Here is a 22,852-nt window from a genome sequence, read left to right as displayed (position 1 = left end):
CTACGTAGCCTCAAAATTTGTATCGTATAATCCCTCCTTATTTTGTCAGAAATGATAACAGCAGTAATCGCCGGTCTTTGAAACAACAATGCTGAAACTAAGAGACGATTTAGCGGGGTGTTTACGGAACGACAACAATAGCAAGGAACGGGTCTACAAGGCGTTTTATGGTTATGCTATGGGTGTTATTTCGCGCTACATTACTGACAGGAACGATTCGGAAGAATTGGTTAACGACAGCTTTATAAAAATCTTCAAAAATATATCACAGTTTAATTTTCCCCGGGAACCGGAAGATCTAAATAAAGCCTTTCGCGGCTGGATTGCGAAGATCTCATCCCGCTCAGCAATTGACTTTCTCCGAACAAGAAAAACCTATCTGTATATTGAAGATATCACAGAATATCAGCATCCCAGCAGTGATGTCAATGTGATCTCGAAATTGAACGTGCAGGATATCTTATGTCTGCTGCACGCATTACCGGAGATGCATCGCCTGATTTTTAACATGTATGAAATTGAAGGTTTCTCTCACGATGAAATAGCTGAAATGCTCAATATCCCGGTAAGCTCAAGCAGGGTATACCTCACCCGGGCGAAAACTAAACTTAGAACATTGTATTCAGAAACTCTAATTCAATCATATGCAACTAAATGATCGAATGAAACCATCGGATGACGAATTAATTAAACGCATTAAAGCTGGCCTGCAGGATTATGAAGAACCTTATATCGACGGGACCTGGGAGAATTTTAACCAGCGACAAAAAAGCAAGAAGGGATTAACTTTTGAGCTACGAACATTGAGCAGTGCGGCAGCCGTGTTGCTGGTTGGCTTCGGTTTGTTCACACTTAAGGAGTCTGTTAAAACAGGCAGGGTTGCAAAAAGTACCCAAATGGCCATAGCCCACGACAAAGCTACAGATGGCGATATCATCAGTCATTCAGATGAGGCTTTAGTCAACATAAAAGAGATAGATGCTGCATTAAATTCTGTTCAACTGGAATACAATTTACCTGATCCGGTTGACGGCGCTTATAAAAATCAAAATGAATTGAGCCTGAAAGTCATTGAATTTCTCGAAGCATCAAAAATAGTTCTTACGGCGCAAGCTAACTCTACGGCTGACTCCCTTCAATTATTATTTGAGTCGGGGGCAATTGCTATGGCTCCGGTAACGCAGGAGAAAAAGTCCGAAAACAGCAAGATCTCTTTTGGAGAATTTCTTGCTACTGAAAACAGATCAGTTAGTATAACCAAAAAAGAGCCTGCCATTGGTGAAGAAGCTAGTAAATGGGATATGGGGCTTGTTGTATCACCATCTTACAGTAGTACTAAAAAACTAACCCTGGGATATGGTGTGAGCATGGCTTATGCCCTTTCCGATAAGCTTTCGCTGAGTTCTGGAATTTCTATTAACCAATTGGCAGCGGCGAAAGACTTTGTGCAACCAGAAACAACGATCATGTTAGCGGGAAAGGTCCTTGAATCCGCGGAGTCGAACTTTACAGGTATAGATATACCTGTTGATGTTAAATTCCACCTCAGTAAAAATGTTTATGCAAATATGGGAGTATCCGCATTTGCCGTGCTGAATCAAAGTAGTAAAAACACCTATGTGGAAGCAAAATTGATTGAGCGGTCCTTCAATATAGCGGAAGGCAAACAAGAGATCAGAACATTGGTCGAAAGCCAAAGAACAGTTGAAAAGGTACCGAACGCCGATTTGAAAAATAGCAAATATTTAGGGCTGTATAATTTTTCATTCGGATTCAAACAACAGGTTTCTAAAAACACATCTCTTTCGATCGAGCCGTTCGTTAAAGTGCCTTTTAAGGAAAGCAAACAAGAAGGTCTAAAACTCCTTGGAACCGGGCTTAGGCTTAAGATAGAAATCTGACAGGCGTAGTAGAAAATAGCTCAGCACCAAACCAGTCAGGGAATCTTTAGTTGTATACCACCACATGCATTATTAATTTCTGCAATTTTGGCCCCTGTTCCCCGATTTAAGGGGAGCTCAAGCTCATTAAGTATATGACGAGGTCTTATTTCGGTCTTTTTGATTTTTCACAAAAGGTAAATTATAAAACTGAGGTTCTGGCTGGTATTACCGTGGCCATGACCATGATGCCCGAATCTTTATCGTTCGCTATCCTGGCGGGGTTTCCTCCCCTCATGGGTTTATACGCTGCCTTCATTATGGGGTTAGTTACTTCGCTACTCGGCGGAAGGCCCGGGTTGATTTCCGGCGGAGCGGGTGCAACTGTGATCGTATTAATTGCGCTGATGCAATCCGATGGGATTGAATACGTGTTTGCGGCGGTAGCTCTTGCCGGAATTATTCAGATCCTGGCAGGGCTGTTTAAGTTAGGCAAGTTTGTACGGCTGGTTCCCCAACCGGTAATGTACGGCTTTGTTAACGGCCTGGCGATCGTTATCTTCATATCACAACTCGAGCAGTTTAAAACGGTAGTAAATGGTGAAAGCACCTGGCTAAGCGGATCCCCTTTAATAATCATGCTTGCTCTTGTTGGGCTAACCATTGCAATCATCGTTGTTATTCCACGGTTTACAAAAGCAATACCTCCTTCGCTAATCGCGATTATTGTAATATTTCTAATTGTTCTGGGTTTCAATATTGATACTAAAACTGTGCGGGACATCGCCTCTGTGAGTGGTGGCTTTCCACCTTTTCATATCCCGGAGATCCCGCTGAACATAGCGACTTTGAAAACCATCTTTCCTTATGCGCTAATTATGGCGGGTGTTGGTTTAACAGAAGGTCTGTTAACACTCAACCTGGTTGATGAGATGACAGGAACGCGCGGTAATGGCAATCGGGAATGTATGGCCCAGGGTAGCGCCAACATACTGAATGGCTTTTTCTCCGGCATGGGCGGCTGTCCGATGATCGCTCAGACACTGGTTAACTTATCAGCAGGAGCACGCGCGCGGCTTTCAGGGATTGTCGCGGCTTTAACAATTCTTGTCATTATACTTTTTGGAGCCCCTGTTATTGAACTGGTGCCTATGGCTGCGCTTACCGGTGTAATGGTCATGGTCGCGGTGGGCACTTTCGAATGGATCAGCTTCAGAATCATCAACAAGATGCCGCGCTCCGACATTTTTGTTGGTGTGCTGGTCGCAGTTATTACCGTGCTACTACATAACCTCGCACTGGCGGTTCTGATAGGTGTGATCATTTCCGCTCTTGTATTTGCTTGGGAGAGCTCTAAACGCATCAGGGCAAGAAAATATATAGATGATGCGGGTGTCAAACATTACGAAATTTTTGGACCACTCTTCTTTGGATCTGTAGCCACTTTTAATGAGAAATTTGATCTTGAGGGGGATCCTCTCGAGGTGATCATTGATTTCAGGGAAAGTCGCGTAGCCGATATGTCGGGAATCGATGCCCTGAATAAACTAACCGGCCGATACAAACAGGCAGGGAAATCTCTTCGTTTGAAACATTTAAGTCCGGATTGCATTAGGCTTTTAAAAAATGCTGATGACGTGATCGATGTGAATATTATCGAAGACCCGGGATACCAAGTTGCTGGTGGGAAATAAGCAAGTATGAAAATGGTTATAGGGTTAGGGAGTGATAGGGTTATGCTAAGCCGTACAATCATTAACTATCATTTCAATTGCAAAGCATAACTTGAAAGGGTCTAACCTATTACCCGGTCATAACCATCTAAGCCTATAACCCCATAATCCACATTGCTCAAGTCTATGCTTCTGGAATCAATTCCGTATACAGATCAGCGGGGTTGACACCCAGGTAAAGTATCTTCATAGCTCCGAGGTCTGCAAGATAGTTATGAACTCCTGCAGCTGCGATCTCGCTTAAGAACTGAGAATAATCAGTCAAGCCATTTTGCGTGCGTCTCAAAGCCTCTTTGACGGCTTCAAGATTAAAATTCTTAGCACAATCAACAACGGGTACGTCGCCTGTTAATAAAACTTCGTCTCCGTTCCGTGAAGTGAATTTGCGGTTGTGATTTTCTAGGCGCACCTCGTAATTGGCTACACCGATCTCTTTCAACCTTTTTACATACTCAGGATAAGATAAGACTTTAGCTTGCTGATCTACCTCTAAGATCAATTCTTCGCTTAGTTTCATACATTTTTCTGCTAAAAAGCCGGTTTCACCGACCTATTAAAGATAACCAACTTCGTTCAAAACGTTTACCGGAAAAATTCCCCCGTTTACCGATTTGTTTAGGATGCCTGCCAGATAGCAATTGTCCTGCATCGAGACCCGCTATAAATTTGATCAACAAAATAACAATAAACACTGAAAATAATTAATGCCATGAAAACTCAAAACATCTTAACTGCAGCGTTGATCATAGGATTTTCATTCAACGGTTTTGCTGATGGTAACCCTGACCGAACAGCTAAAAAAGAAACAAGCAAAGCATTCAGAAATCCCGAAATGGTATGGGGTAATCCCGGGGACGTATACTCACCCACAGTGGAATCTTTAAAAGCTGCAGATCTTGTTGCAGCACCCGAAATGGTTTGGGGAGTTCCTGAAGAACTCAATTTAGCTTCTATTGAAAAATTGAAAAATGCTCCTCTAGTTCCAGCACCTGAAATGATCTGGGGAAGTCCGGAAGATCTTGACCTGGCTTCTATAGAAAGGTTGAAAAATGCTCCTCTGGTTCCTGCTCCCGCGATGATTTGGGGAAGTCCGGAAGATCTTGACCTGGCTTCTATAGAAAGGTTGAAAAATGCTCCTCTGGTTCCTGCTCCCGCGATGATTTGGGGAAGCCCGGATCAACTTGATTCAGCGTCTATTGAAAAGCTGAAGAACGCTCCACTGGTGCCTGCTCCAAAAATGGTTTGGGGAGACCCCGCGGACCTGGACAATACTGAAGTAGAAAAGTTAAAAAATGCCCCCAGAGTACCTTCGCCCTTAATGGTATGGGGAACTCCGGAGGATGTTAATTCAATATCTGTGGAATTCTTAAAATCAGGATTATAATAAAGCAGCAGTAAGGTCCTTTTTACCTACCAATGCGTCGTTCAAAAATTCTGCTATGTCCTGTCTTACTGTCTGATGTACTCATATTAGCAAGCCTGCCGGCACTCATATCAACGCTGCCATGCTTATCAAGAATTTTAGCTGCCTCTTCGGCCTGCTTGGCTGAGTTAACGTCCACCGTTACCACCGAACCGCGGGCCGCAGCTTCAGAATACTGTCTCGCTTCCTCATCATTATTAAATAGCGCCTTAAAAAAATGAGTTATTTCACTTTCTCCACGGTTGTGCTGCTCATGTTCAAAGTCCTCATGGCGGGTTGAAATCGTAATCTCATCCCTGCGAAATCCATGATTTAATAAATATTCTACAACAGACTGCAATTGCCGTGGCTGGTCAAACGCACCGATTACGGTATAGAATGTATCATTATTGCTTACAGGCGTATCTTGTATTTTTTGCTGTGGAATTGTTGCTGCTTCTTCCCTGGTTTCTACATTGCGAACTTCAGTCTGCCTTGAGCCGCTCGCCGAACCATGATTAACTGTGGCATCCGTACGCATGCTGGAAAGAAACGTGCTCATGGTAAGATCCAAAGAATTGCGGCTAATCTTCCCCTTTTCGTAGGTGGGGAGGGCTGCCAGTTCATTAGGCATTAAACCCTTGTACACAACGTTCTTGTAAGCTTCGTTGATATCAGCATATTCAACGGGCAGAAGAACTTTGCGCTCTTTGAGATTGAGTTCATTGCGATCCAGATCCAGAACCAGGTATACTACCTTTTTGGCTTTTGAATCAAAGATCAGGTCTTGAACTTCACCTAAGATATTTCCATTTTCATTTTTAACAACCCAGTTCCGGATATCAGATTCGCCTGTGGCGATCTCGTAATTACTTTTTCCCAGCTCAATTAGATGGCTGTAATCGCTGCTATTTGATGACATAGTTGATTAATTTAAACTAGTGAAAAGCTTCTTGAAGTATAGATCAGCATATCGTGAGAAGAATGAATCATCGCTTTCAGATCTCCGCTGTTGAAGTAATTGTTTGTATACAGGTAATAAATCACCGCTGCAATTATCAGAATAATCAAAAGCCATAACCACCAAAGGTTTCTGCGTTTACGTTGTACATGAATTTCAGCCATATCATTAAGTTTTTTTGTTAAACAACAGCATAGTTAATCATAAGTTTTTAATTTCCCTTAATCGACCCTCGCCGTATATAGATCTGTATAAGTCATTCGAATTCAGGATTATTCTGCACTTATTTTCATTCATTATAGAGATATTTGGAATGATATTGGAATAGATTGTATTAAACAACGACATTTTTCGTTATCACAGGCTGGAGTATTATTATGAGAAGAGAAATTAAAATAGCGGGGCTTGAAAAGATTAATGCTTTAAACGAGACCGGTGAAGGAACTGTTTTTAAGGGTCGTAGAGTAAAGGAAATCGAGACCATTATCAAAATCCTTCCCTACTCTATAAACTTGGGCAGGAAAGATGATCCGGGAACACTTACCTATCTCAGGGAGATTAAGAGATTAAAGCACCTGAACCATGTCCCAAATATCCATGTGGTTAAGATCATTAACACAGGTCTTACTGAAAAGGAACAGTTTCCTTATATAGAAACCGAATATATTCAGGGTCCTGACCTGGAGGAGCTTTTAACGCTGCCCAATAATGCAGTTTTTAAACTGGACCAGGCCGTGGATCTTGCAACTCAGTTGACGGACGCACTCGCGCACTGTCATTCTGCCATGGTTAGACATGGTCGGATCAACAGCAACAATATCCGGTTAAATTCAGAAACCGGTAGTTATGTTCTTTTAAATTTCGGAAGGGTATTGCTCACGGATGAACAGAGAAAAACCGAGCTGGAGCATGCACGTGCACCAGAATACCTTGCACCAGAACAACTCAACGGAGAAATTTTATTCGAAACCGATGTCTACGGCCTTGGGATGATATTATTTCAAGTGCTTACGGGAACTCTACCGGAACGCCAGAGTGTTGAAACCCATTCCAGTGCAGATCCTGATAAGATACCTGCTCCTTCTATCGGACAACAGATTAAAGAACGGCGTTATGAGAGTTTGCCTCTTAGCTGGACAGATACAGAGAAGAAACAAGAAATGATCATTCCGGTATGGCTCTCTAATATCGTAAGTATTTGTCTGCAGGAGGACCCGTCAAAAAGGTACAGTAATGGCATTAAATTGCAGGAAGCTTTAAGAACCAGCCAGGTTAAGGGCAAAGAAGTGACTTCAACTGAGAGTGCAATTACTCCAGTAAAACCTGCTGAAAAAAAGGAAGTTATTGCTGCACCAACTACTCCTCCGCCAATAGTATCTACTCTTCAAACAAAAGAAGGCATCGAAAAGCCGAAAGATGTGGATGATAAAGAGGCGGAAATAAAACGTCTGAAGGCGCTGATCATTCAAAAGGAAGGACAGCTGGACGTATACAAATACCAGACTGCCGATTACAATCCGGATAGTAATAAGCTGAATTTATCACGGCCTGTCTTTTACGCACTTGTGGGTTTGATTGTTTTATTTGGGATCATTGCAGCTTATTCTTATTTTTTCAGAAAACCTGAATCATTAACTACGATGACCACTTACTCTGATCTGGATAGTCCGGGAGCTGGGAGAGACACGTTTCAAAACCTGACGGCTGACATGTACGCCGACAGCCTATCTGCGATTGATACAGCTGCGCTTGTTCGGTCGCTTCCACCAATACCGGAGGAGAATAAACAAGCACCGACAGAAACAAGTGCAAGCAAAGTAAACGACGAGGATTCCAAACCGAAGCCGGCCGTTAAAAAGCTCGAAGAAAAAAAAACAGAATCCAGAAGCACTACATCGAAAACGGCAAAATCAGCTCCTAAAAAGACAAAGTCTGAGTTGGATCAAGAGCCTTACCAGAATCCAGAATATTATGAACCTAAAACAAGCAAGTCAACAACTAACAGGTATACGCTGGCTGTACCGAAAGCCTACTTCTATGATAAACCAGACATAAGAAGCAGAAGGCCAATTTATCTGTCCAACGTCAACGATTCAGAACTGACTGCATCAGAAGACACTAATGGATTTATCTATGTAATTTTCTTTAATACAGATCGCCAGATCACTAAGGGCTGGCTGCGCAAGGTGGATCTCCGCAGGATCGACTAATAACCGTTCAGGTTTTGACCTCCCACGTTAATTACCAACCCTACAGTAAACACTGAACTTCCGGCAGTTAAAAATTTACGGTTTTTCAAACCGAAGTTACTTCCACTAGTATATTGGATCTGTACCGTGCGATTTAATGCCATCCGGGTGAAGAATACCGGCTCGATGAAAATATTGTCCTCAGTAGGTTGATTCAAATCATTCCGGATAAACTCTTTCATGTTCACATAGCTAGCGCGAACAGCTGTGCCGTAATTGAGGGGGAAATTCTTACCGAACAATTTGAGATTCTTTTTCTCTTTCGAACTGTAGTTCACCTGCATAAAGTATTTTCCAAAAGCAAATTCCTGACGATCAGTAGTAGACAATCCTGCGTCTGTTTTTTCCTTATAAATTCGCTCACTGTTACCACTTCCGAAACCGGCATAGATTTCCAGAACGCGGTCATTGTTCGCTCCGAAAGTCGTAAAATAACCTGCACCAGTCTCCAAAAGATTATGACTGAAGTCTTTTTTGGTCCGGTTGCTGTTCATCACCGAGCCGTTTAGAAGGACCCCAAAATGATCCGACACCGCATAGGCTGAATTGAAACTAGCATTGCCTTTCAAAGAGATGTGTCCACTAGCACTTAATTCGCCTTTAGAACTTAACATGGGTGTGTTAGGCACGTTTGGAATATAAATGGAAGAACAGGAGGAGAAGAATAGGATTGCTGAACTAACAAGATAATAAAAAGGTTTCTTCATTCGGTATGCTAAGTTGACTGACTACGGGTGTTTGATGCGGCTAAAGATATTCTAAACGTTTCAAATCTTAAAATTGCATACCTCTTCGCAAACCATGCCAATATTAATTTAGCCCTGCCTTTCTTTGAACATCATGAATGTCCAGGCAATAACCATAAACCCAATTCCGGTTACTATCGGGGGTATTAGAATCTTTGGGCCTGTATTTACACCGAGTACTATCATTACTATTCCTAATAATATCAGTATAATACCACTTATATTCAATGCGTTATTCCTTTTCATATCGGTTAATTGTTAAGTTACTAATACTCGATGTTTTAACGCTCTAACTAACGCACAATGTCTTGCTTTATGAAGTTACGATCTTTAAGGCCAATCTTTTGCATTCTCCTCACTTCGACTGCAAAAACTCCAAAATCCTCAATCACTTTTCCGGACATTTTATAAAACCCATTTCCTGCAAATGCAAAGTTTTGCAGCGAGTCAGGCCAGTGTACCGTATCCAACCAGTCACCCTTCGGATCCAGGAAAGTACCAAAAGCCATCCGTTCTGATTTAAATGTCCGGGAATCTTTAATAGTTACCAGTTGCCCTATCACGGTAACCTGCTTGCCTGAGTTGCTCGCGAGATCTTTTGCATAGCTGATTCCTCCAAGTTCGTGATCCAGCAGTTCAAAAGGGTTTCCTAATGTAAATCCCAGAATTTCAATTTCATCAAATGCGTCTTCCAGCGGGTATTTGTTGAACTGAGGCAATGAAAACTCGATTGCTGGCTCCTCAAACAGGGCAGTTGTTACTGGATGTTCCTGTGTACGCTTCTGTAAAAAGTTGGCCTTCCATAACAGCTCGTTCTTATCCATTCCGGTGAAACGAAAAGCCCCTATCCTGATCAGGATGTTTAGTTGCTCCATGCCTGGTTGCACGCGTTCGATAAAATCCTGCAGACAGGTAAAAGACCCATGGAGATCTCTTTCTGCAGTGATTTTTTTAATCAATCCGGCATTTAGCTTTTCAAGATGAATAAATCCGATAAATACATCCTCACCATGTATTGAAGTGTATTTCCCACTGTTATTAATACAAGGTGCATGTAAATTTGCTCCCGCACGTTTCAATTCATGAAAATAAAACTGTGTGTGATAAAACCCACCGAAATTATTGATCACCGCCACCATAAACTCGAGCGGGTAATAGGTTTTGAGATATAAACTCTGGTAGCTTTCTACCGCGAAGCTCGCTGAATGCGCTTTGCTGAAAGAATATCCGGAGAAGCTGGCAATCTGCCTCCATACTTCCCGACTAATATGTTCGGGATAACCGAAGTCCTTGCAATTAGCAAAGAATTTCGCTTCCAACAAATTCATCTCTTGATGACCACGGTACTTTCCTGACATGGCGCGCCTGAGGACGTCGGCCTCAGCCATATCAAGTCCGGCAAAGTGATGAGCCACTTTGATAACGTCTTCCTGGTATACCATCACCCCGAAAGTTTCCTGAAGTAATTCTTCCATTTTCGGGTGCAAATATTTGATATTATCCTGGTTATGAAAATTTATTATGTACTGCTTCATCATGCCTGACTGTGAAACGCCGGGCCTGATAATAGAGCTGGCCGCAACTAATGTCAGGTAGTTATCGCAACGGAGTTTTAACAGCAGCTGCCGCATCGCCGGGCTTTCTATATAAAAGCAGCCGACAGTATTGGCAGAACGGATCTGAGCGGCCACCTTTTCATCTTCCATGAAATCTGCCGTTCGCTCAATGTCAATACTAATCCCGCGGTTCTGCTTTACCAGGCGCATAGCTTCCTTGATATGACCTAGCCCGCGCTGGCTTAAAATATCCAGTTTAAACAATCCGATCTTCTCGGCCAGAAACATATCCATCTGCGAGGTTGCAAAGCCTTTAGGAGGCAACTCCAGGGCTGAGTAGGCATAGATCGGTTCTTCCGAGATAAGCATTCCTCCAGCATGAATCGAATGATGATTTGGAAAACTTCTGATCAAATTCTCATACTTAAGAATGATGTTGTGCAAGCTATTTTCACCAAACGAGCTTTTGTTGTTAGAGACCAAATGATCGATCTCTGCTTTTGGCAATCCAAGTACCTTTCCCAATTCACGTACAATAGCTTTACGCTGAAAGGTACTGTACATTCCCAGCAATGCTACATGTTCAGTTCCATGCCGCTTGAAGATATAGTCAATCACTTCGTCGCGATCGGTATGACTAAAGTCAATGTCAAAGTCTGGCGGTGACGAGCGGTGTCTATTGAGGAACCTTTCGAAATAAAGGTCCAGGCTAATGGGATCTACCTCTGTTATCTGAAGCGCGTATGCAATAATAGAATTAGCGCCGCTTCCCCTGCCAACATAGAAAAAGTTACGGCTTCTGGCATAACGAATCACATCCCAAACAATCAGGTAATAGGCATTAAAGTTCATTTCATTGATAACCTTCAATTCCTTCTTCACCCGCTCGGTTATTTCCTTATTACCCTTTCCGTAACGGTTGCTTACCCCTTCAAATGCCAGCTTATGCAACAACGAACGGTCGCCTTCAAGAGAGCCGGTGTAGGTTTTCTTGTTTTTATCCATCCCAAGTTCGGTGGTGATAGAGCACTCCTCCATTAGCTGAATAGTCCGGGCGATCATTGCCGGGAATGCCCGGAAATGAGTCATAAGTTCTGCTTCCGGGAGAAACCTTTCATCTGGAGAAGCAACATCTTCAGCAAGCAATTTTGACAAGAGGGTATTTTGATCTATTGCCCGAAGCAGGCGGTGCAGATTGTAGTATGTTTTACTTTGAAAAGTTACTGGTTGCCGGATGACAAACTTAGCAGGATACTTATAGACAGGAATATTTAAAAGCTTATTCAACTCTGCCGGTGTAACGCTTATCAGCTCGTTTTCACGCAGCTCATCAGGAGGCAGAGTTGCGAGCGGATAAATTACATACACATGCTCGTTGAATTCCGGCCGTTCCGGAAAATCAGACTTTAAAGTTTTATGAAAAGATATAAACCGGTTTATCAGCGTAAAGCCGGCATTACTCTTGGCCAGCAAAATATACAAGACCTTATTCCCCTTACGGATCTCAGAACCAAGAAGCGGCTTAACATCCTTCTGACGGCAGAAGTCGACAAAGTCCCAGGCGTCAGGGGTGCCGTTGATATTGGTTAATGCTAAACTGCGAATGCCCCGCTCCGCAGCTTCATCCACCAATGCCCGGGTACTGTATGTCCCATATCGATAGCTGAAATAAGTTTTGCAGTTAATGTACATGTTGGCTTGTTAAGTTTCGGGAAACCGCACGAAAAACGGCCTCTTCTCCGTACCTGTTACGGATATGATCGAGCGCCTGGTAAAGACGAATGCTCTGATGGGTATCGGTGAAAAGATTGATCTGTTGCTGACCATGAATTAGATGGCTAAGTCGCACTCCTAGAAGCCTTACTAAGAGCCGTTTGTCATATACCTTCTTAAATAATTCTTTAGCTGTTTGCAACAGTACTTGGTCGGACGCCGTGTAACTGATCACAGCTTGTTTAGTTACCGTATCAAAGTTTGCATAACGAAGTTTTACTGTCACGCAACCGCTTAGTTTCTTTTGCTGACGAAGCTGAAAGCCCACGTTTTCGGTCATCCTCACCAATTCGCCGTACAGGAATCCCACATCGATCGTATCGTTTTCAAAGGTCTCTTCCTTGCCTATGCTTTTCTGTTCTGAATATGGGATAACCGGACTAAGATCAATCCCGTTCGCCTTACGGGATAGTTCAATTCCGGTCTTGCCAAAGCGACTTTGAAGCATCGCGGGCGGAATCTCACTGAGGGTTTTGATGGTTTCCACACCCATCTGTCTGAGGAGCACCGAGGTCTTCTCGCCTATTCCGGGCATTTTGTTAATGGCTAAAGGTGCCAGAAATGGTTTCTCATTGCCAAAATCTATCTCAATCTGTCCGTTCGGTTTGGCTTCGTTCGTGGCCACCTTAGAAATGAGTTTATTGGAAGCAAGAGCATACGAGATCGGAAGTCCTGTTTCTTTCAGCACTCTTGTTTTAAGATCGGCCGTGAACTTACTGCACCCAAAGAATTTGTCCATACCCGTCAGGTCCATGTAGAACTCATCAATGCTGGCTTTTTCAAGAACCGGCACTTCATCTCGAATAACGGAGGTGACAAGTCTTGAGTAGTGGCTATAGCTGTCAAAATCACCGCGAATGACCTCGGCCTGCGGACAAAGCCTTAGGGCCAGTTTCATAGGCATGGCACTGTGTACCCCAAATGCCCGGGTTTCATAGCTGCAGGCAGCAACTACTCCCCTGTCGCTAAGGCCACCAACAATGATGGGCTTTCCTATAAACTTACTGTTCTTTAATCTCTCAACGCTGACAAAAAAGCTGTCGAGATCGAAATGGGCGATATACCGCCGGTCATTAACAGTTAGCATTTAGAGATGGATTGAGACTGCTAAATTACTAAATACTTTAGTAATCAAAGCATCCTAAACCCACGGAAGCCGGCTTACCTTCGTGCATCCTGGCGATTTAAGAGTGTTTAGCTCCTGTGCAAATCATCACGACCCGGAAGATAACCTGAGTCATATCAACGGGCAGCGAATAGAAGCCTCCGGCGCGATGTTTCTGTAGAAGCTTATTTTGTAATTAAAAGCAGGGATAGTTCTCTTATTACCCCTGCTTTTGATACCCTTTTTCTATTACTTTGAGCTTAATTCCGGGTGATATATCAGCAATTCTGACCAGCGTTTTTCTACAGCAAGTGCATAATCCTTTAGAAAGGCATCGAAGCCCCCTGCACCATGAACAGCATTATACCTTTCAGCCATGGGTTTGCGATAGCTTTCCTCTAACTCTTTAAGCCCGTCCTTTAAGCGGGAAACCGTAATATACCCAGGCTCCCCGGAGGCAACTAATGAATACACGGCCACCGATTGTTTGTCTTTCATCCAGACCTTTTGTTGCTTCTTAATCAAGTCGAGTACTGCGTTGATCATCCCTGGTCTGGCGGTCATATGATTAATCACAATCTTATCAGCATAATCAGTCAGCTGGACTGTACTCAGGTCAGGCATAAATACCGGGTAGACGGATGTGCCCTGACCGGTAGTTAGCGGCAAAACATTTTGCCCCCAATCAGCTATGTGTTCCTTACTGATATCGCCTCTCTTATCTATAGCTTCCCAGCTGGACGGACCTTCTGTAACCATATAGCCACCTGATTCAGGACCGGATTCAATGCTCCAAACCCGCCACTTCCAATCGCCCGTATGATATTTCTGAGCATGACTGGTTAATGCCTTTTCGAAATCGATCTGTTTGTCGGTTTTGGGATATACCCGGAAGGAGTTTAGAACATTCTTTGACTGGCCTATTGCTAACACAGGAATAAGCATCAGGAAAATAAAAACTTTTCTCATGATATGAAGATTTAGTGGTGAACAATATTTTGGGATCAGGCAAGTTGGTTTGTAGACAGCACGGGGCGCTTGTATTATATAATTTACAGAAATAAACGCCATTATCCAAATTAGGAGCGATAAGATTATACGGCCAGAACGGAAGCTTCTTTATATGGCTTTCAATAGATTAATGCTTAAACTTTTGAAAGCTTAAACTTTTTTCATGAAAACCAGTTTAATTTCTGAGAATAATAATAATTTTATAGAAAGCAGGTAATAATAGTCGAGCCGGGGATAAGTTTCTAAAAATCAATGAGATTTCAATTCTAAATGCCGATATTTGTTCTGCGCAAAATTGCAACAATAAAAAAAGATGAGTAGACCTACAGAAACATTTAACAAAAAAGAAAAAGAAAAGAAAAGACTAAAAAAGCAGCAGGAGAAAAAAGAGAAAGCTGAAGAGCGTAAAGCCAGTGCCGTTAAAGGCAAGAGTCTTGACGAAATGATGGCTTATATTGATGAAAATGGCAACATTACGTCAACTCCTCCTGATCCGACCAGGAAGAAAAAGGTGATCAATGCTGAAGATATTCAGATTGGCGTAGCCAAACAAGTTCCTTCTGATCAACCGGCAGGACCGAGAAAAGGTACAGTTACTTTTTTCAATGAGTCTAAAGGCTATGGCTTTATTAAGGATCAGGATACCCAGGAAAGTGTCTTCGTTCATATAAATGGGCTAGTCGATCCGATAAAAGAAAACGATAAAGTAACTTTTGAAACAGAGCAAGGTCAAAAAGGACCAAACGCGATTTCTGTTAAGAAAGTCTAAATACAGCAGGCAGCATCAATTCCCCTTAGGATGTTGACGGCTAAATACACCAGGCTTCCGGTTTCCGGGAGCCTGGTGCATTTACAGCCTTTTTTCTTACGACACAATGGAGAGAAAACTATTTATCATTCAACTGTAAAACGCAGTTCCACTGCTCCCATACTTCAACCAGTATCTCCGCAGCCAATTTGATTAAAAGTCCCAGATCCGCCTCCGAATAAGCAACCCAATCTATTTTCTGTCTCAAATCATGACTTTTGATAAGTATATTGCAAGCTTATGCGATTACCTATAACAGTAAAATTCGCTTACCTGGAGGGTTAAAACATTAACTCTTTTTAATACGTTAGCAAATTATATTCATCTCTAAGCTCAATTAACCATTCATATGCTCAAATACCTCGGAACCCTGTTTATAATTTTCAGCAGCAGCTTCTTTTTAATGCGCTTCAACATATCCGAAAGGCAGGAAAACCATCTCAGGATTACCCACATTTCTGCACCGGACAGCAGCTTTGGGAAAGCGGCTCTTCATTACCAAACCTATTGCGGAGGTTGTCATGGCGAAAAAATGAATGCATTCGCAGACAGAAAATGGAAATACGGCAATAGCAGGGAAGACCTTTTTAAAACTATTAAGCTTGGCTATTCTGATGACGGAATGCCCTCTTTCGATGCCTCCTTTACCGATAAGGAAACATACCAGCTGGCAGATTACATTATCACCGGGATCAAAAATGTCGACCGGTATGCAGCTTCCGACAAGCCCAAGTCTAATATCTTCAAAACTGAAACCTTAACCATCCGTCTCGACACCGTTGTACAGGGGCTTGAAATTCCGTGGGGCTTCACATTTCTGCCAAATCAAGAAATGCTGGTAACTGACCGGAACGGAAACTTCTATTATGTCAAGAAAGACGGTGCAAAAACTCTTATTACCGGAACCCCGCCGGTAGTTAACGCGGGACAGGGTGGCCTCCTGGATGTAATTATAGACCCTGACTATCCAAAAAATAAACTAATATATCTATCCTATTCAAAGGCCAAAAGTGATGACAGCAAGTTAGCAACCACGGCGATCATGAAGGCACGCTTTGATAATGGAAAGTTAACAGATCAGAAAGACATCTTTATTGCTGAGCCCTATACTTCCACCCGACATCATTACGGCTCGCGGATGCAGTTTGCTAAAGACGGCAGCTTGTATTTCTCTGTTGGTGACCGTGGCAACCATAACAGATTTCCTCAGTCAATCAAAGAAAGTGACCAGGGAAAAGTTCACCGGATAAATCCTGATGGCTCGATTCCAGCAGATAATCCTTTCGTTAAGACTGCCGGTGCGGAAGCGTCGATCTTCTCCTACGGACATCGTAACCCGCAGGGTATGACTATGCACCCTGTAACCGGAAAAATATGGTTGAATGAACATGGTCCACGCGGCGGAGATGAGATAAATGCTGCTGAGCCTGGTAAAAATTACGGATGGCCCGATATCACCTACGGCATTAATTACGATGGCAAACCAATCAACCCCAACACTAAAACCGCGAAGGAAAATATGGAACAGCCTTTTCACCAGTGGACGCCTTCTATCGGGCCTAGTGGCATGGCATTCGTCACTGGAAATAAGTATAAGGGCTGGGAAGGCAACCTGATGTCGGGTTCCCTGAGATTTCAATACCTTAACAGGACTGTTTTAACAGACAAGAAAGTGGTCAGCGAAGAAATCCTTTTTAAAAATATAGGAAGAGTGCGCGATGTTAGAATGAGCCCGGATGGGTACCTTTATATAGCTGTAGAGAATCCTGGAATTATTTACAGGCTAACACCGATTAACGAGTAATAGACGGGGTTTCTAACTAGTAATGGAGTTTCTAATTATCATTTTTCTAATCCTTTTAAACGGAGCTTTTTCCATGAGTGAGATAGCTCTTATCTCGTCGCGGAAATTTACACTAGAGAACGCTGCTAAAAGGGGGAATAAAAAAGCTGGAAAGGCACTGGACCTTTCAGAAAACCCGAACACTTTTCTCTCCACAGTACAGATTGGCATCACGCTCATCGGAATCTTGCTTGGAATATTCAGCGGTGACAAGATCACCAGCAACCTTGAATCCTTTCTAAATACAATACCGTTCGTTGGTAAGTATTCCGACACGTTGGCAGTTCTGCTTGTGGTTATGGTCATCACCTATTTTTCAATAGTATTCGGCGAACTACTACCCAAACGCATCGGGCTTACATTTCCCGAAAAAATTGCTTCATTTGTTGCCGGACCGATGAATATCTTATCCCGCATAATGAAACCCTTTGTCTGGCTTCTTTCGCATACAAACGAATTATTTCTCCGGATCTTCGGCATTAAAGAAAAGCAGGACGGTATTATCACCGAAGAAGAGATCAAGTCAATTATTGCAACCAGCACCAGTGGCGGGGAAATTCAGGAGATTGAGCAGATCATCGTAAAAAGAGTTTTTGCACTTGGCGATCGGAAGGCCGGCGAGCTGATGACTCATCGTTCAGAATTAGTGTGGATTGATATCAATGATGGTTTACCGGAGATCCGGGAAATAATCAGGCAGAACTCGCATCCTGTTTATCCCGTCAGTGATGGCTCACCCGATAAACTTCTCGGCCTCGTGTCTGTCAGCCAGATATTTCAACACAGCTTTGAACCGTCTGCATTCAGGTTGCACGATCTGGTCAGGAAACCGGTTTATGTTCCGGAAAATATGCCTGCCTATCGTGTACTCGAAAAGTTTAAAGAGTTCAGAATACACCTGGTTGTCGTTGTAGACGAGTACGGTGCCGTGCAGGGAGTTCTCTCAGTTAAAGATATCGTAGATTCACTGATTGGAGATACTCAGGTAGTTAATCCAGAAGATTTTAACATAATTAAAAGAGGTGATAACTCCTGGCTTGCTGATGGCCTATGTCCCTACTACAAGCTCGTTGAATACTTTCAGCTTACTGATTTCGAGGATGCCGAGGGCTTTACAACCCTCGCCGGGCTTATTCTCAGCAAGCTAAATAATATCCCTGTTGCAGGAGAGCGGATAGTATGGGAAGGCTTTGAGCTTGAAATAGTTGATATGGATTCAATGCGAATTGATAAAGTGATGATCACCAGGCTTAGCTAGCATCCCTTTATTTGAGACGATTCCTTATTAATTTCCTGTAACTTTCTTCGTGGTTGGCTCGTCCAATCTGATAACTTATTTAGTTTTAGCTACATTAACCTAAGCTTCACATCAACCATGAAAAATTTACTCATCTTTTTATTGATCGGGATAAGCTCAGCCTTATCTGCCCAGACCAAACAGCAAAAGCTGGCGGAACTTATCGAAAACTACTCAAAGCTCAACAAGTTCAACGGAACTATCTTAATCTCACAGAACGGGGAGATCCTGCTGAACAAGGGCTATGGTTTTAGTAATTTTAAAGACAGTGTCCGAAATGAACCTAACACTATATTTCAGATCGGATCAGTGACCAAGCAATTTACAGCTGCAGCCATTTTGAAACTGCAGGAACAGAAGAAGTTGAATGTCAGTGATAAGGTCAGTAAGTATTTCCCAGCATTTCCAAAAGGCGACAGCATAACCATTGAGAACCTGCTGACGCACACTTCCGGCATTTTCAATTACACCAACGACCCGGCTTTTATGCAAACAGAGGCGGTTAAGCCTATCTCTGAAGAAAAGATGATTGCTTTGTTTAAAGATAAACCTCTTAACTTTTCGCCGGGAACTAACTATGCCTACAGTAATTCTGGTTACATGCTTTTGGGATATATTATTCAGAAAGTAAGCGGCAAAGCATATGAACAAGCTTTACGTGATTTAATTTTCAAACCTTTAAACATGAGTTCGACAGGTTTTGATTTTACCGGTTTAAAAGCTGCAGGTAAAGCAAAGGGCTATTTTGTTATTTCAACGAAGGAGAGTATCGAAGCACCTATTGTGGATTCAACCGTATCATACGCCGCCGGAGCTATATACAGCACAACCGGTGATTTGTATAAATGGCACAAAGGCTTATTAACCAACCAGATCATCAGCAAAGCCTCCTTCGACAAAGCTGCCACTCCGGTTAAGAATAATTACGGATACGGGATGGGTATTGATAGTACTTTCGGAAAAAGAGTGATCGCTCATGGAGGAGGAATATTTGGCTTCACATCTAATATGGCCAGGATCCCCGAAGACAATGTTTGCATCATTATTCTGAATAACTACGGTAATTCCAATCTCAGCCAGATCACCAGGGACGCTTTAGCCATACTGTATGACCAACCTTATAAGCTTCCGCAAGCCAAAAAAGAAATAACCGTAAGCGCCGATATACTGAAAAAGTATACAGGCACCTACCAACTGTCGCCACAATTTTCAATCACCTTTTCTTTGGAGGATGGCCATCTATTTGGACAACCCACTTCACAGCCAAAAGTGCAGCTCTATGCATTTAAGGAAGATACTTTTTTTGTTAAAGAAGTAGATGCAGATATAGAATTTAGAAAAGATAAGGACGGCAATTTTAGCGAGATGGTATTAATTCAGGGCGGGAGAAGTCAGCCCGGCAAAAAAGTGAATAAGTAAAATAAAAACCCCGGTCGCAATAACCGGGGTTTATTATTACGGACTTAACTTAATCTTCCGTGGTGACCGACAATTTTTGAAGTCATTTTTTAGGCACCGTCCATAGATAAATAGTTGCGCCATCTACTTCCATTGTTTTTTCCGGTTTCCAATCACCCATATCAAAAGCATGCGATACAATTCGTGTTCCCGGTTTTAGTTGTTGCAGCAGCTGAGGTCGTAACTTGAGGTTGATAGCAGGCAACAGGTACAAGGTTACAACCGATGCAGGACTAAAATCAGACTTAAACAGATCCCCTACTTCGAATTTCACTTTGCCATTAACCTTCTCCTTTAGCGCATTCGCTTTAGCTTCTGTAATCCGCTCCGGATTTATGTCGATTCCCTTTCCTGTGGCACCGTATTGCTTAGCAGCGGTAATAACTATGCGCCCGTCGCCGCAACCAAGATCATAAACTACATCTTTAGAACTAACGTTTGCAAGCTTAAGCATGGCCTCTACCACTGCAGGCCTGGTGGGAACATAGGGAACATCAAGCTTCACCTCTGCGGTACTCTGTGCGGATACATACGTCGTAACTCCCATAGTTAAAACAACCGCAACTAAGACATTTCTAAATGTTTTCATGGTTTTGTTTTTTGATGATGAGAAATCCTGATATTTTGGTTTGTTGTGTACTCGTATGATCCTGAGCGCCGGAGCTTATCGTATCATTTAGCTTTCCTTCAAAGTATATTTTAGCAATTGCTTTTTTTCCCTGTAGGTTAATGCGGCAAGAAATATCACTCCGGCTACTAAAACGCCGATACCTAGCAGGGCCCCAAAACCTGTATAGACCACGCTTGAATAAAGAAGATAAGCGCTCATCAGGCAAAATATGAGTGGTGTTAACGGGTACAGTGGAACTCTAAAAGGTCGTTCGGCATCCGGCTCCCGGTAACGCAAAACGAATAAAGAGATTCCTACAAGGAGAAAAAAGAACCAGAACACGGGTGCGGTATAGTCCAGCATCGTTTCAAAGCCACTTCTGGTGATTAATCCTAAGCTGACCAGGGCCAGAGAAATCGCGCCTTGAAGGAGAAATGCATTAACCGGTGCTGACTTGCTTGAGCTCCATTGACTAAGGCCACCTAATGCAGGAAAGTCGCGGCCCAGGGCATAATTAGTTCTGGCACCGGTAAAAATGGTTGCATTCGCCGACGTAAGCGACGAGATCGCCACCAATAACCCAATAAGAACCACTCCCGGCTGACCGAAGGTAATCTGCATAAGATCCACAGCCACGGCCTTGGATCCTGCCATATTTGCCAGCCCCAGTACATTCAGGTAAGCCATATTCACCAGCAGGTAAATTATGGTAATAAGCAATATGCTAAAGATCAAAGCCGTGGCCATTTTCCGTTTTGCTGATCGAAGTTCAGCTGAGATATAAGCCGCTTCGTTCCAGCCGCCGAACGTTAACAACACAACCACCATGGCTAATCCCGCAGAGGAATTACTTCCGGAAGCCGCCGGAGCTGCCAAAGCCACAGGGCTCCCGGGTGCCAGAAAAAAGCCAACCGCAATGATCAGCACTATACCGGTCACCTCTACGGTGGTTAGTACCTTTTGTGTCAGAGTGCCGAAGGTGATTCCCATTACGTTGATTGCCGTGAGCGAAATAACGACTATGGCAGCATAGATTACTGATGAATACTCACCCAGGCTTACTAATCGCGACGCATAATCCCCGAAAATGAATGCAAGCAGGGCGATAGAACCTGTTTGAATAACGCTCATTCTTGCCCACGCAAAAAGAAAGGCCAGGCGTTTACCGAAGGCCCGCATTAGGAAATGGTAATCACCGCCGGTATTCGGAAAAGTAGTGGTGAGCTCGGCATAACACAAAGCACCAACCAGTGAAACGAGGCCGCCAGCCAGCCACACCAATAAAAACATGGGCCCACTTTCGGAATTTGCAGCTACTAAAGAAGGGGCTCGGAAGATCCCTGCACCGATAACAATTCCCACAATCAGGGCGATGGCATCTGCAAGGCTAAGAACAGCTGCCGGTTGCGATCCTTTGGCAGCGGACCCTGATGCGGTAACAGATCCGCCGGTTTTCGCAGGGCCGGTGAATGAGGATCTCACAGTGATATTTTTCTTCATAATGCGGCTCTTCGCTTAATACCAGCTTCTATAGCTCATTTAATGCTTAAAAATATACAGCATCTCGTATTCCCGTCAGCTTCGGCTGCAATAGTTTATTTATTACAGGCATTACCTTTATTATGTTTTAACATGATGATAAAAAGGACGTTACAAAATTGAGATCTACGCTCCTGACCCTTGGTTTCTAACAACCTTCAAGAGTTGCTAATTCGTTTTTGAACCTTAAAAAAGCTCTGAGCTTATTTGCCTGAAAGTAAATTGATACTTTTGATAGCAAATGAAAATATTCATCCTCATCCTGCTGTTCGTTGCCGTTTTGATGACCTTGAGATACATAAATCTCCGCAAACGATAGACCCGCTCCGATAAACAACCTTGAGATTATTCTCCTGAAAAATAAATTGACCATGATAATTACCAATAGCACCAGTAATGATATCGATACCATCTTCAAACTTTATGACCAGGCTGTAGAGTTTCAAAAAACAGTGTTCAATAAGCAGTGGCAGGGCTTCGAGAGAAGCCTGGTGGAAACAGAGATTAAAGAAAATCGCCAGTGGAAAATAGTAATTGACGGGCAGGTCGCCTGCATTTTTGCGATCACTTTTAATGATGCCCTGATTTGGAAAGAAAAAGATAAAGCCCCCGCGATCTATATTCACCGCATTGTAACTAACCCAGAATTCCGTGGAGGTGCCTACGTCAGGGAGATTGTAAAATGGTCAAAGGAATATGCGAAAAGCATTAACAAAAAGTTTGTCCGTATGGATACCTGGGGCGATAATGAGAGGTTAAGAAATTACTATGTGCAATGTGGCTTCGACTATCTTGGGATCACAGTGATGGATAATACCGAGGGATTACCGAAACATTACGAAGGGCTGTCACTAAGTCTTTTTGAAATTAAAATTGATTGA

21 protein-coding genes are annotated in these 22,852 nt (G+C 43.0%); 10 read left to right on the top strand and 11 right to left on the bottom strand.

Annotated features, from left to right (window positions below; translation table 11 throughout):
• The first annotated feature begins 88 nt into the window (after nt 1-88).
• The 3 genes from AC1MCB_RS02095 to AC1MCB_RS02085 all read left to right on the top strand — a co-directional run bounded on the left by AC1MCB_RS02095 (nt 89) and on the right by AC1MCB_RS02085 (nt 3,574).
• Entirely contained in the window at nt 89-658 is a 570-nt protein-coding gene (locus AC1MCB_RS02095; protein ID WP_479967094.1) for an RNA polymerase sigma factor, read from the top strand.
• Between the two features lie 4 nt (nt 659-662).
• Nucleotides 663-1,901, top strand: coding sequence for a hypothetical protein (locus AC1MCB_RS02090; RefSeq protein ID WP_479967093.1), 1,239 nt, complete (start codon nt 663-665; stop codon nt 1,899-1,901).
• 134 nt (nt 1,902-2,035) lie between these two features.
• Nucleotides 2,036-3,574 carry a SulP family inorganic anion transporter gene (locus tag AC1MCB_RS02085; protein ID WP_479967092.1) on the top strand — a complete coding sequence of 513 codons (1,539 nt, stop codon included), beginning with the start codon at nt 2,036-2,038 and terminating at the stop codon, nt 3,572-3,574.
• Nucleotides 3,575-3,737: 163 nt separating this feature from the next.
• Here the strand turns inward: AC1MCB_RS02085 and AC1MCB_RS02080 are convergent, their stop codons facing one another.
• Nucleotides 3,738-4,130 (bottom strand): DUF1398 family protein, encoded by a 393-nt coding sequence (locus tag AC1MCB_RS02080; RefSeq protein ID WP_479967091.1) that lies wholly within the window; start codon nt 4,128-4,130, stop codon nt 3,738-3,740.
• Between the two features lie 192 nt (nt 4,131-4,322).
• Between AC1MCB_RS02080 and AC1MCB_RS02075 the strand changes: the two genes are divergently transcribed.
• Entirely contained in the window at nt 4,323-4,997 is a 675-nt protein-coding gene (locus AC1MCB_RS02075) for a hypothetical protein (protein ID WP_479967090.1), read from the top strand.
• A 22-nt stretch (nt 4,998-5,019) separates the two neighbouring features.
• On the opposite strand, the gene AC1MCB_RS02070 is transcribed toward AC1MCB_RS02075, so the two are convergent.
• Nucleotides 5,020-5,937, bottom strand: a complete 918-nt coding sequence (locus tag AC1MCB_RS02070) for a PRC-barrel domain-containing protein (RefSeq protein WP_479967089.1) — start codon at nt 5,935-5,937, stop codon at nt 5,020-5,022.
• Between the two features lie 11 nt (nt 5,938-5,948).
• On the bottom strand, nt 5,949-6,140 hold the full coding sequence (locus AC1MCB_RS02065) for a hypothetical protein (RefSeq protein ID WP_479967088.1): 192 nt from the start codon (nt 6,138-6,140) through the stop codon (nt 5,949-5,951).
• 213 nt (nt 6,141-6,353) lie between these two features.
• Here AC1MCB_RS02065 and AC1MCB_RS02060 point away from each other — a divergent pair, with 213 nt between their 5' ends.
• Entirely contained in the window at nt 6,354-8,186 is a 1,833-nt protein-coding gene (locus AC1MCB_RS02060) for a serine/threonine protein kinase (RefSeq protein WP_479967087.1), read from the top strand.
• Here the strand turns inward: AC1MCB_RS02060 and AC1MCB_RS02055 are convergent.
• The 5 genes from AC1MCB_RS02055 to AC1MCB_RS02035 form a co-directional block, all read right to left on the bottom strand.
• The gene (locus tag AC1MCB_RS02055) at nt 8,183-8,932 is read right to left on the bottom strand and encodes a hypothetical protein (RefSeq protein ID WP_479967086.1); all 750 of its coding nucleotides are present in this window, start codon (nt 8,930-8,932) and stop codon (nt 8,183-8,185) included. The two genes, AC1MCB_RS02060 and AC1MCB_RS02055, sit on opposite strands and share 4 nt — an antisense overlap.
• A 108-nt stretch (nt 8,933-9,040) precedes the next feature.
• On the bottom strand, nt 9,041-9,217 hold the full coding sequence (locus AC1MCB_RS02050; RefSeq protein WP_479967085.1) for a hypothetical protein: 177 nt from the start codon (nt 9,215-9,217) through the stop codon (nt 9,041-9,043).
• A gap of 47 nt (nt 9,218-9,264) precedes the next feature.
• On the bottom strand, nt 9,265-12,219 hold the full coding sequence (locus tag AC1MCB_RS02045) for a DNA polymerase III subunit alpha (protein WP_479967084.1): 2,955 nt from the start codon (nt 12,217-12,219) through the stop codon (nt 9,265-9,267).
• The gene (gene dinB, locus AC1MCB_RS02040) at nt 12,209-13,387 is read right to left on the bottom strand and encodes a DNA polymerase IV (RefSeq protein ID WP_479967083.1); all 1,179 of its coding nucleotides are present in this window, start codon (nt 13,385-13,387) and stop codon (nt 12,209-12,211) included. Before dinB ends, AC1MCB_RS02045 begins: the two co-directional genes overlap by 11 nt.
• 267 nt (nt 13,388-13,654) lie before the next feature.
• Nucleotides 13,655-14,374, bottom strand: coding sequence for a hypothetical protein (locus AC1MCB_RS02035; RefSeq protein ID WP_479967082.1), 720 nt, complete (start codon nt 14,372-14,374; stop codon nt 13,655-13,657).
• Nucleotides 14,375-14,729: 355 nt separating this feature from the next.
• Here AC1MCB_RS02035 and AC1MCB_RS02030 point away from each other — a divergent pair, with 355 nt between their 5' ends.
• On the top strand, nt 14,730-15,185 hold the full coding sequence (locus AC1MCB_RS02030; protein ID WP_479967081.1) for a cold-shock protein: 456 nt from the start codon (nt 14,730-14,732) through the stop codon (nt 15,183-15,185).
• 118 nt (nt 15,186-15,303) lie between these two features.
• On the opposite strand, the gene AC1MCB_RS02025 is transcribed toward AC1MCB_RS02030, so the two are convergent.
• A complete protein-coding gene (locus AC1MCB_RS02025; RefSeq protein WP_479967080.1) occupies nt 15,304-15,432 on the bottom strand; it encodes a hypothetical protein in 129 nt (42 codons plus the stop codon).
• A gap of 141 nt (nt 15,433-15,573) precedes the next feature.
• On the opposite strand from AC1MCB_RS02025, the gene AC1MCB_RS02020 reads away from it, so the two are divergent.
• From AC1MCB_RS02020 to AC1MCB_RS02010, 3 genes are all read left to right on the top strand, one after another.
• Complete coding sequence (locus tag AC1MCB_RS02020) at nt 15,574-17,028, top strand: PQQ-dependent sugar dehydrogenase (protein ID WP_479967079.1); 1,455 nt, start codon at nt 15,574-15,576, stop codon at nt 17,026-17,028.
• 22 nt (nt 17,029-17,050) lie between these two features.
• Complete coding sequence (locus AC1MCB_RS02015; protein WP_479967078.1) at nt 17,051-18,325, top strand: hemolysin family protein; 1,275 nt, start codon at nt 17,051-17,053, stop codon at nt 18,323-18,325.
• A 117-nt stretch (nt 18,326-18,442) separates the two neighbouring features.
• Nucleotides 18,443-19,783, top strand: a complete 1,341-nt coding sequence (locus AC1MCB_RS02010) for a serine hydrolase (protein ID WP_479967077.1) — start codon at nt 18,443-18,445, stop codon at nt 19,781-19,783.
• Nucleotides 19,784-19,865: 82 nt separating this feature from the next.
• On the opposite strand, the gene AC1MCB_RS02005 is transcribed toward AC1MCB_RS02010, so the two are convergent.
• Both AC1MCB_RS02005 and AC1MCB_RS02000 read right to left on the bottom strand, forming a co-directional pair.
• A complete protein-coding gene (locus AC1MCB_RS02005) occupies nt 19,866-20,411 on the bottom strand; it encodes a class I SAM-dependent methyltransferase (RefSeq protein WP_479967076.1) in 546 nt (181 codons plus the stop codon).
• 87 nt (nt 20,412-20,498) lie between these two features.
• Entirely contained in the window at nt 20,499-21,932 is a 1,434-nt protein-coding gene (locus AC1MCB_RS02000; protein WP_479967075.1) for an APC family permease, read from the bottom strand.
• Between the two features lie 410 nt (nt 21,933-22,342).
• Between AC1MCB_RS02000 and AC1MCB_RS01995 the strand changes: the two genes are divergently transcribed.
• Nucleotides 22,343-22,852 carry a GNAT family N-acetyltransferase gene (locus AC1MCB_RS01995; protein ID WP_479967074.1) on the top strand — a complete coding sequence of 170 codons (510 nt, stop codon included), beginning with the start codon at nt 22,343-22,345 and terminating at the stop codon, nt 22,850-22,852.

Source organism: Daejeonella sp. AP26 (assembly GCF_056680515.1).
This window is presented reverse-complemented; position numbering and strand designations above follow the sequence as displayed.

What these genes read in the sequence shown, in the direction of transcription:
- AC1MCB_RS02095 (WP_479967094.1), top strand. Translation starts at nt 89, where the DNA reads ATGCTGAAACTAAGAGACGATTTAGCGGGGTGTTTACGGAACGACAAC.
- AC1MCB_RS02090 (WP_479967093.1), top strand. Translation starts at nt 663, where the DNA reads ATGAAACCATCGGATGACGAATTAATTAAACGCATTAAAGCTGGCCTG.
- AC1MCB_RS02085 (WP_479967092.1), top strand. Translation starts at nt 2,036, where the DNA reads ATGACGAGGTCTTATTTCGGTCTTTTTGATTTTTCACAAAAGGTAAAT.
- AC1MCB_RS02080 (WP_479967091.1), bottom strand. Translation starts at nt 4,130, where the DNA reads ATGAAACTAAGCGAAGAATTGATCTTAGAGGTAGATCAGCAAGCTAAA.
- AC1MCB_RS02075 (WP_479967090.1), top strand. Translation starts at nt 4,323, where the DNA reads ATGAAAACTCAAAACATCTTAACTGCAGCGTTGATCATAGGATTTTCA.
- AC1MCB_RS02070 (WP_479967089.1), bottom strand. Translation starts at nt 5,937, where the DNA reads ATGTCATCAAATAGCAGCGATTACAGCCATCTAATTGAGCTGGGAAAA.
- AC1MCB_RS02065 (WP_479967088.1), bottom strand. Translation starts at nt 6,140, where the DNA reads ATGGCTGAAATTCATGTACAACGTAAACGCAGAAACCTTTGGTGGTTA.
- AC1MCB_RS02060 (WP_479967087.1), top strand. Translation starts at nt 6,354, where the DNA reads ATGAGAAGAGAAATTAAAATAGCGGGGCTTGAAAAGATTAATGCTTTA.
- AC1MCB_RS02055 (WP_479967086.1), bottom strand. Translation starts at nt 8,932, where the DNA reads ATGAAGAAACCTTTTTATTATCTTGTTAGTTCAGCAATCCTATTCTTC.
- AC1MCB_RS02050 (WP_479967085.1), bottom strand. Translation starts at nt 9,217, where the DNA reads ATGAAAAGGAATAACGCATTGAATATAAGTGGTATTATACTGATATTA.
- AC1MCB_RS02045 (WP_479967084.1), bottom strand. Translation starts at nt 12,219, where the DNA reads ATGTACATTAACTGCAAAACTTATTTCAGCTATCGATATGGGACATAC.
- dinB (WP_479967083.1), bottom strand. Translation starts at nt 13,387, where the DNA reads ATGCTAACTGTTAATGACCGGCGGTATATCGCCCATTTCGATCTCGAC.
- AC1MCB_RS02035 (WP_479967082.1), bottom strand. Translation starts at nt 14,374, where the DNA reads ATGAGAAAAGTTTTTATTTTCCTGATGCTTATTCCTGTGTTAGCAATA.
- AC1MCB_RS02030 (WP_479967081.1), top strand. Translation starts at nt 14,730, where the DNA reads ATGAGTAGACCTACAGAAACATTTAACAAAAAAGAAAAAGAAAAGAAA.
- AC1MCB_RS02020 (WP_479967079.1), top strand. Translation starts at nt 15,574, where the DNA reads ATGCTCAAATACCTCGGAACCCTGTTTATAATTTTCAGCAGCAGCTTC.
- AC1MCB_RS02015 (WP_479967078.1), top strand. Translation starts at nt 17,051, where the DNA reads ATGGAGTTTCTAATTATCATTTTTCTAATCCTTTTAAACGGAGCTTTT.
- AC1MCB_RS02010 (WP_479967077.1), top strand. Translation starts at nt 18,443, where the DNA reads ATGAAAAATTTACTCATCTTTTTATTGATCGGGATAAGCTCAGCCTTA.
- AC1MCB_RS02005 (WP_479967076.1), bottom strand. Translation starts at nt 20,411, where the DNA reads ATGAAAACATTTAGAAATGTCTTAGTTGCGGTTGTTTTAACTATGGGA.
- AC1MCB_RS02000 (WP_479967075.1), bottom strand. Translation starts at nt 21,932, where the DNA reads ATGAAGAAAAATATCACTGTGAGATCCTCATTCACCGGCCCTGCGAAA.
- AC1MCB_RS01995 (WP_479967074.1), top strand. Translation starts at nt 22,343, where the DNA reads ATGATAATTACCAATAGCACCAGTAATGATATCGATACCATCTTCAAA.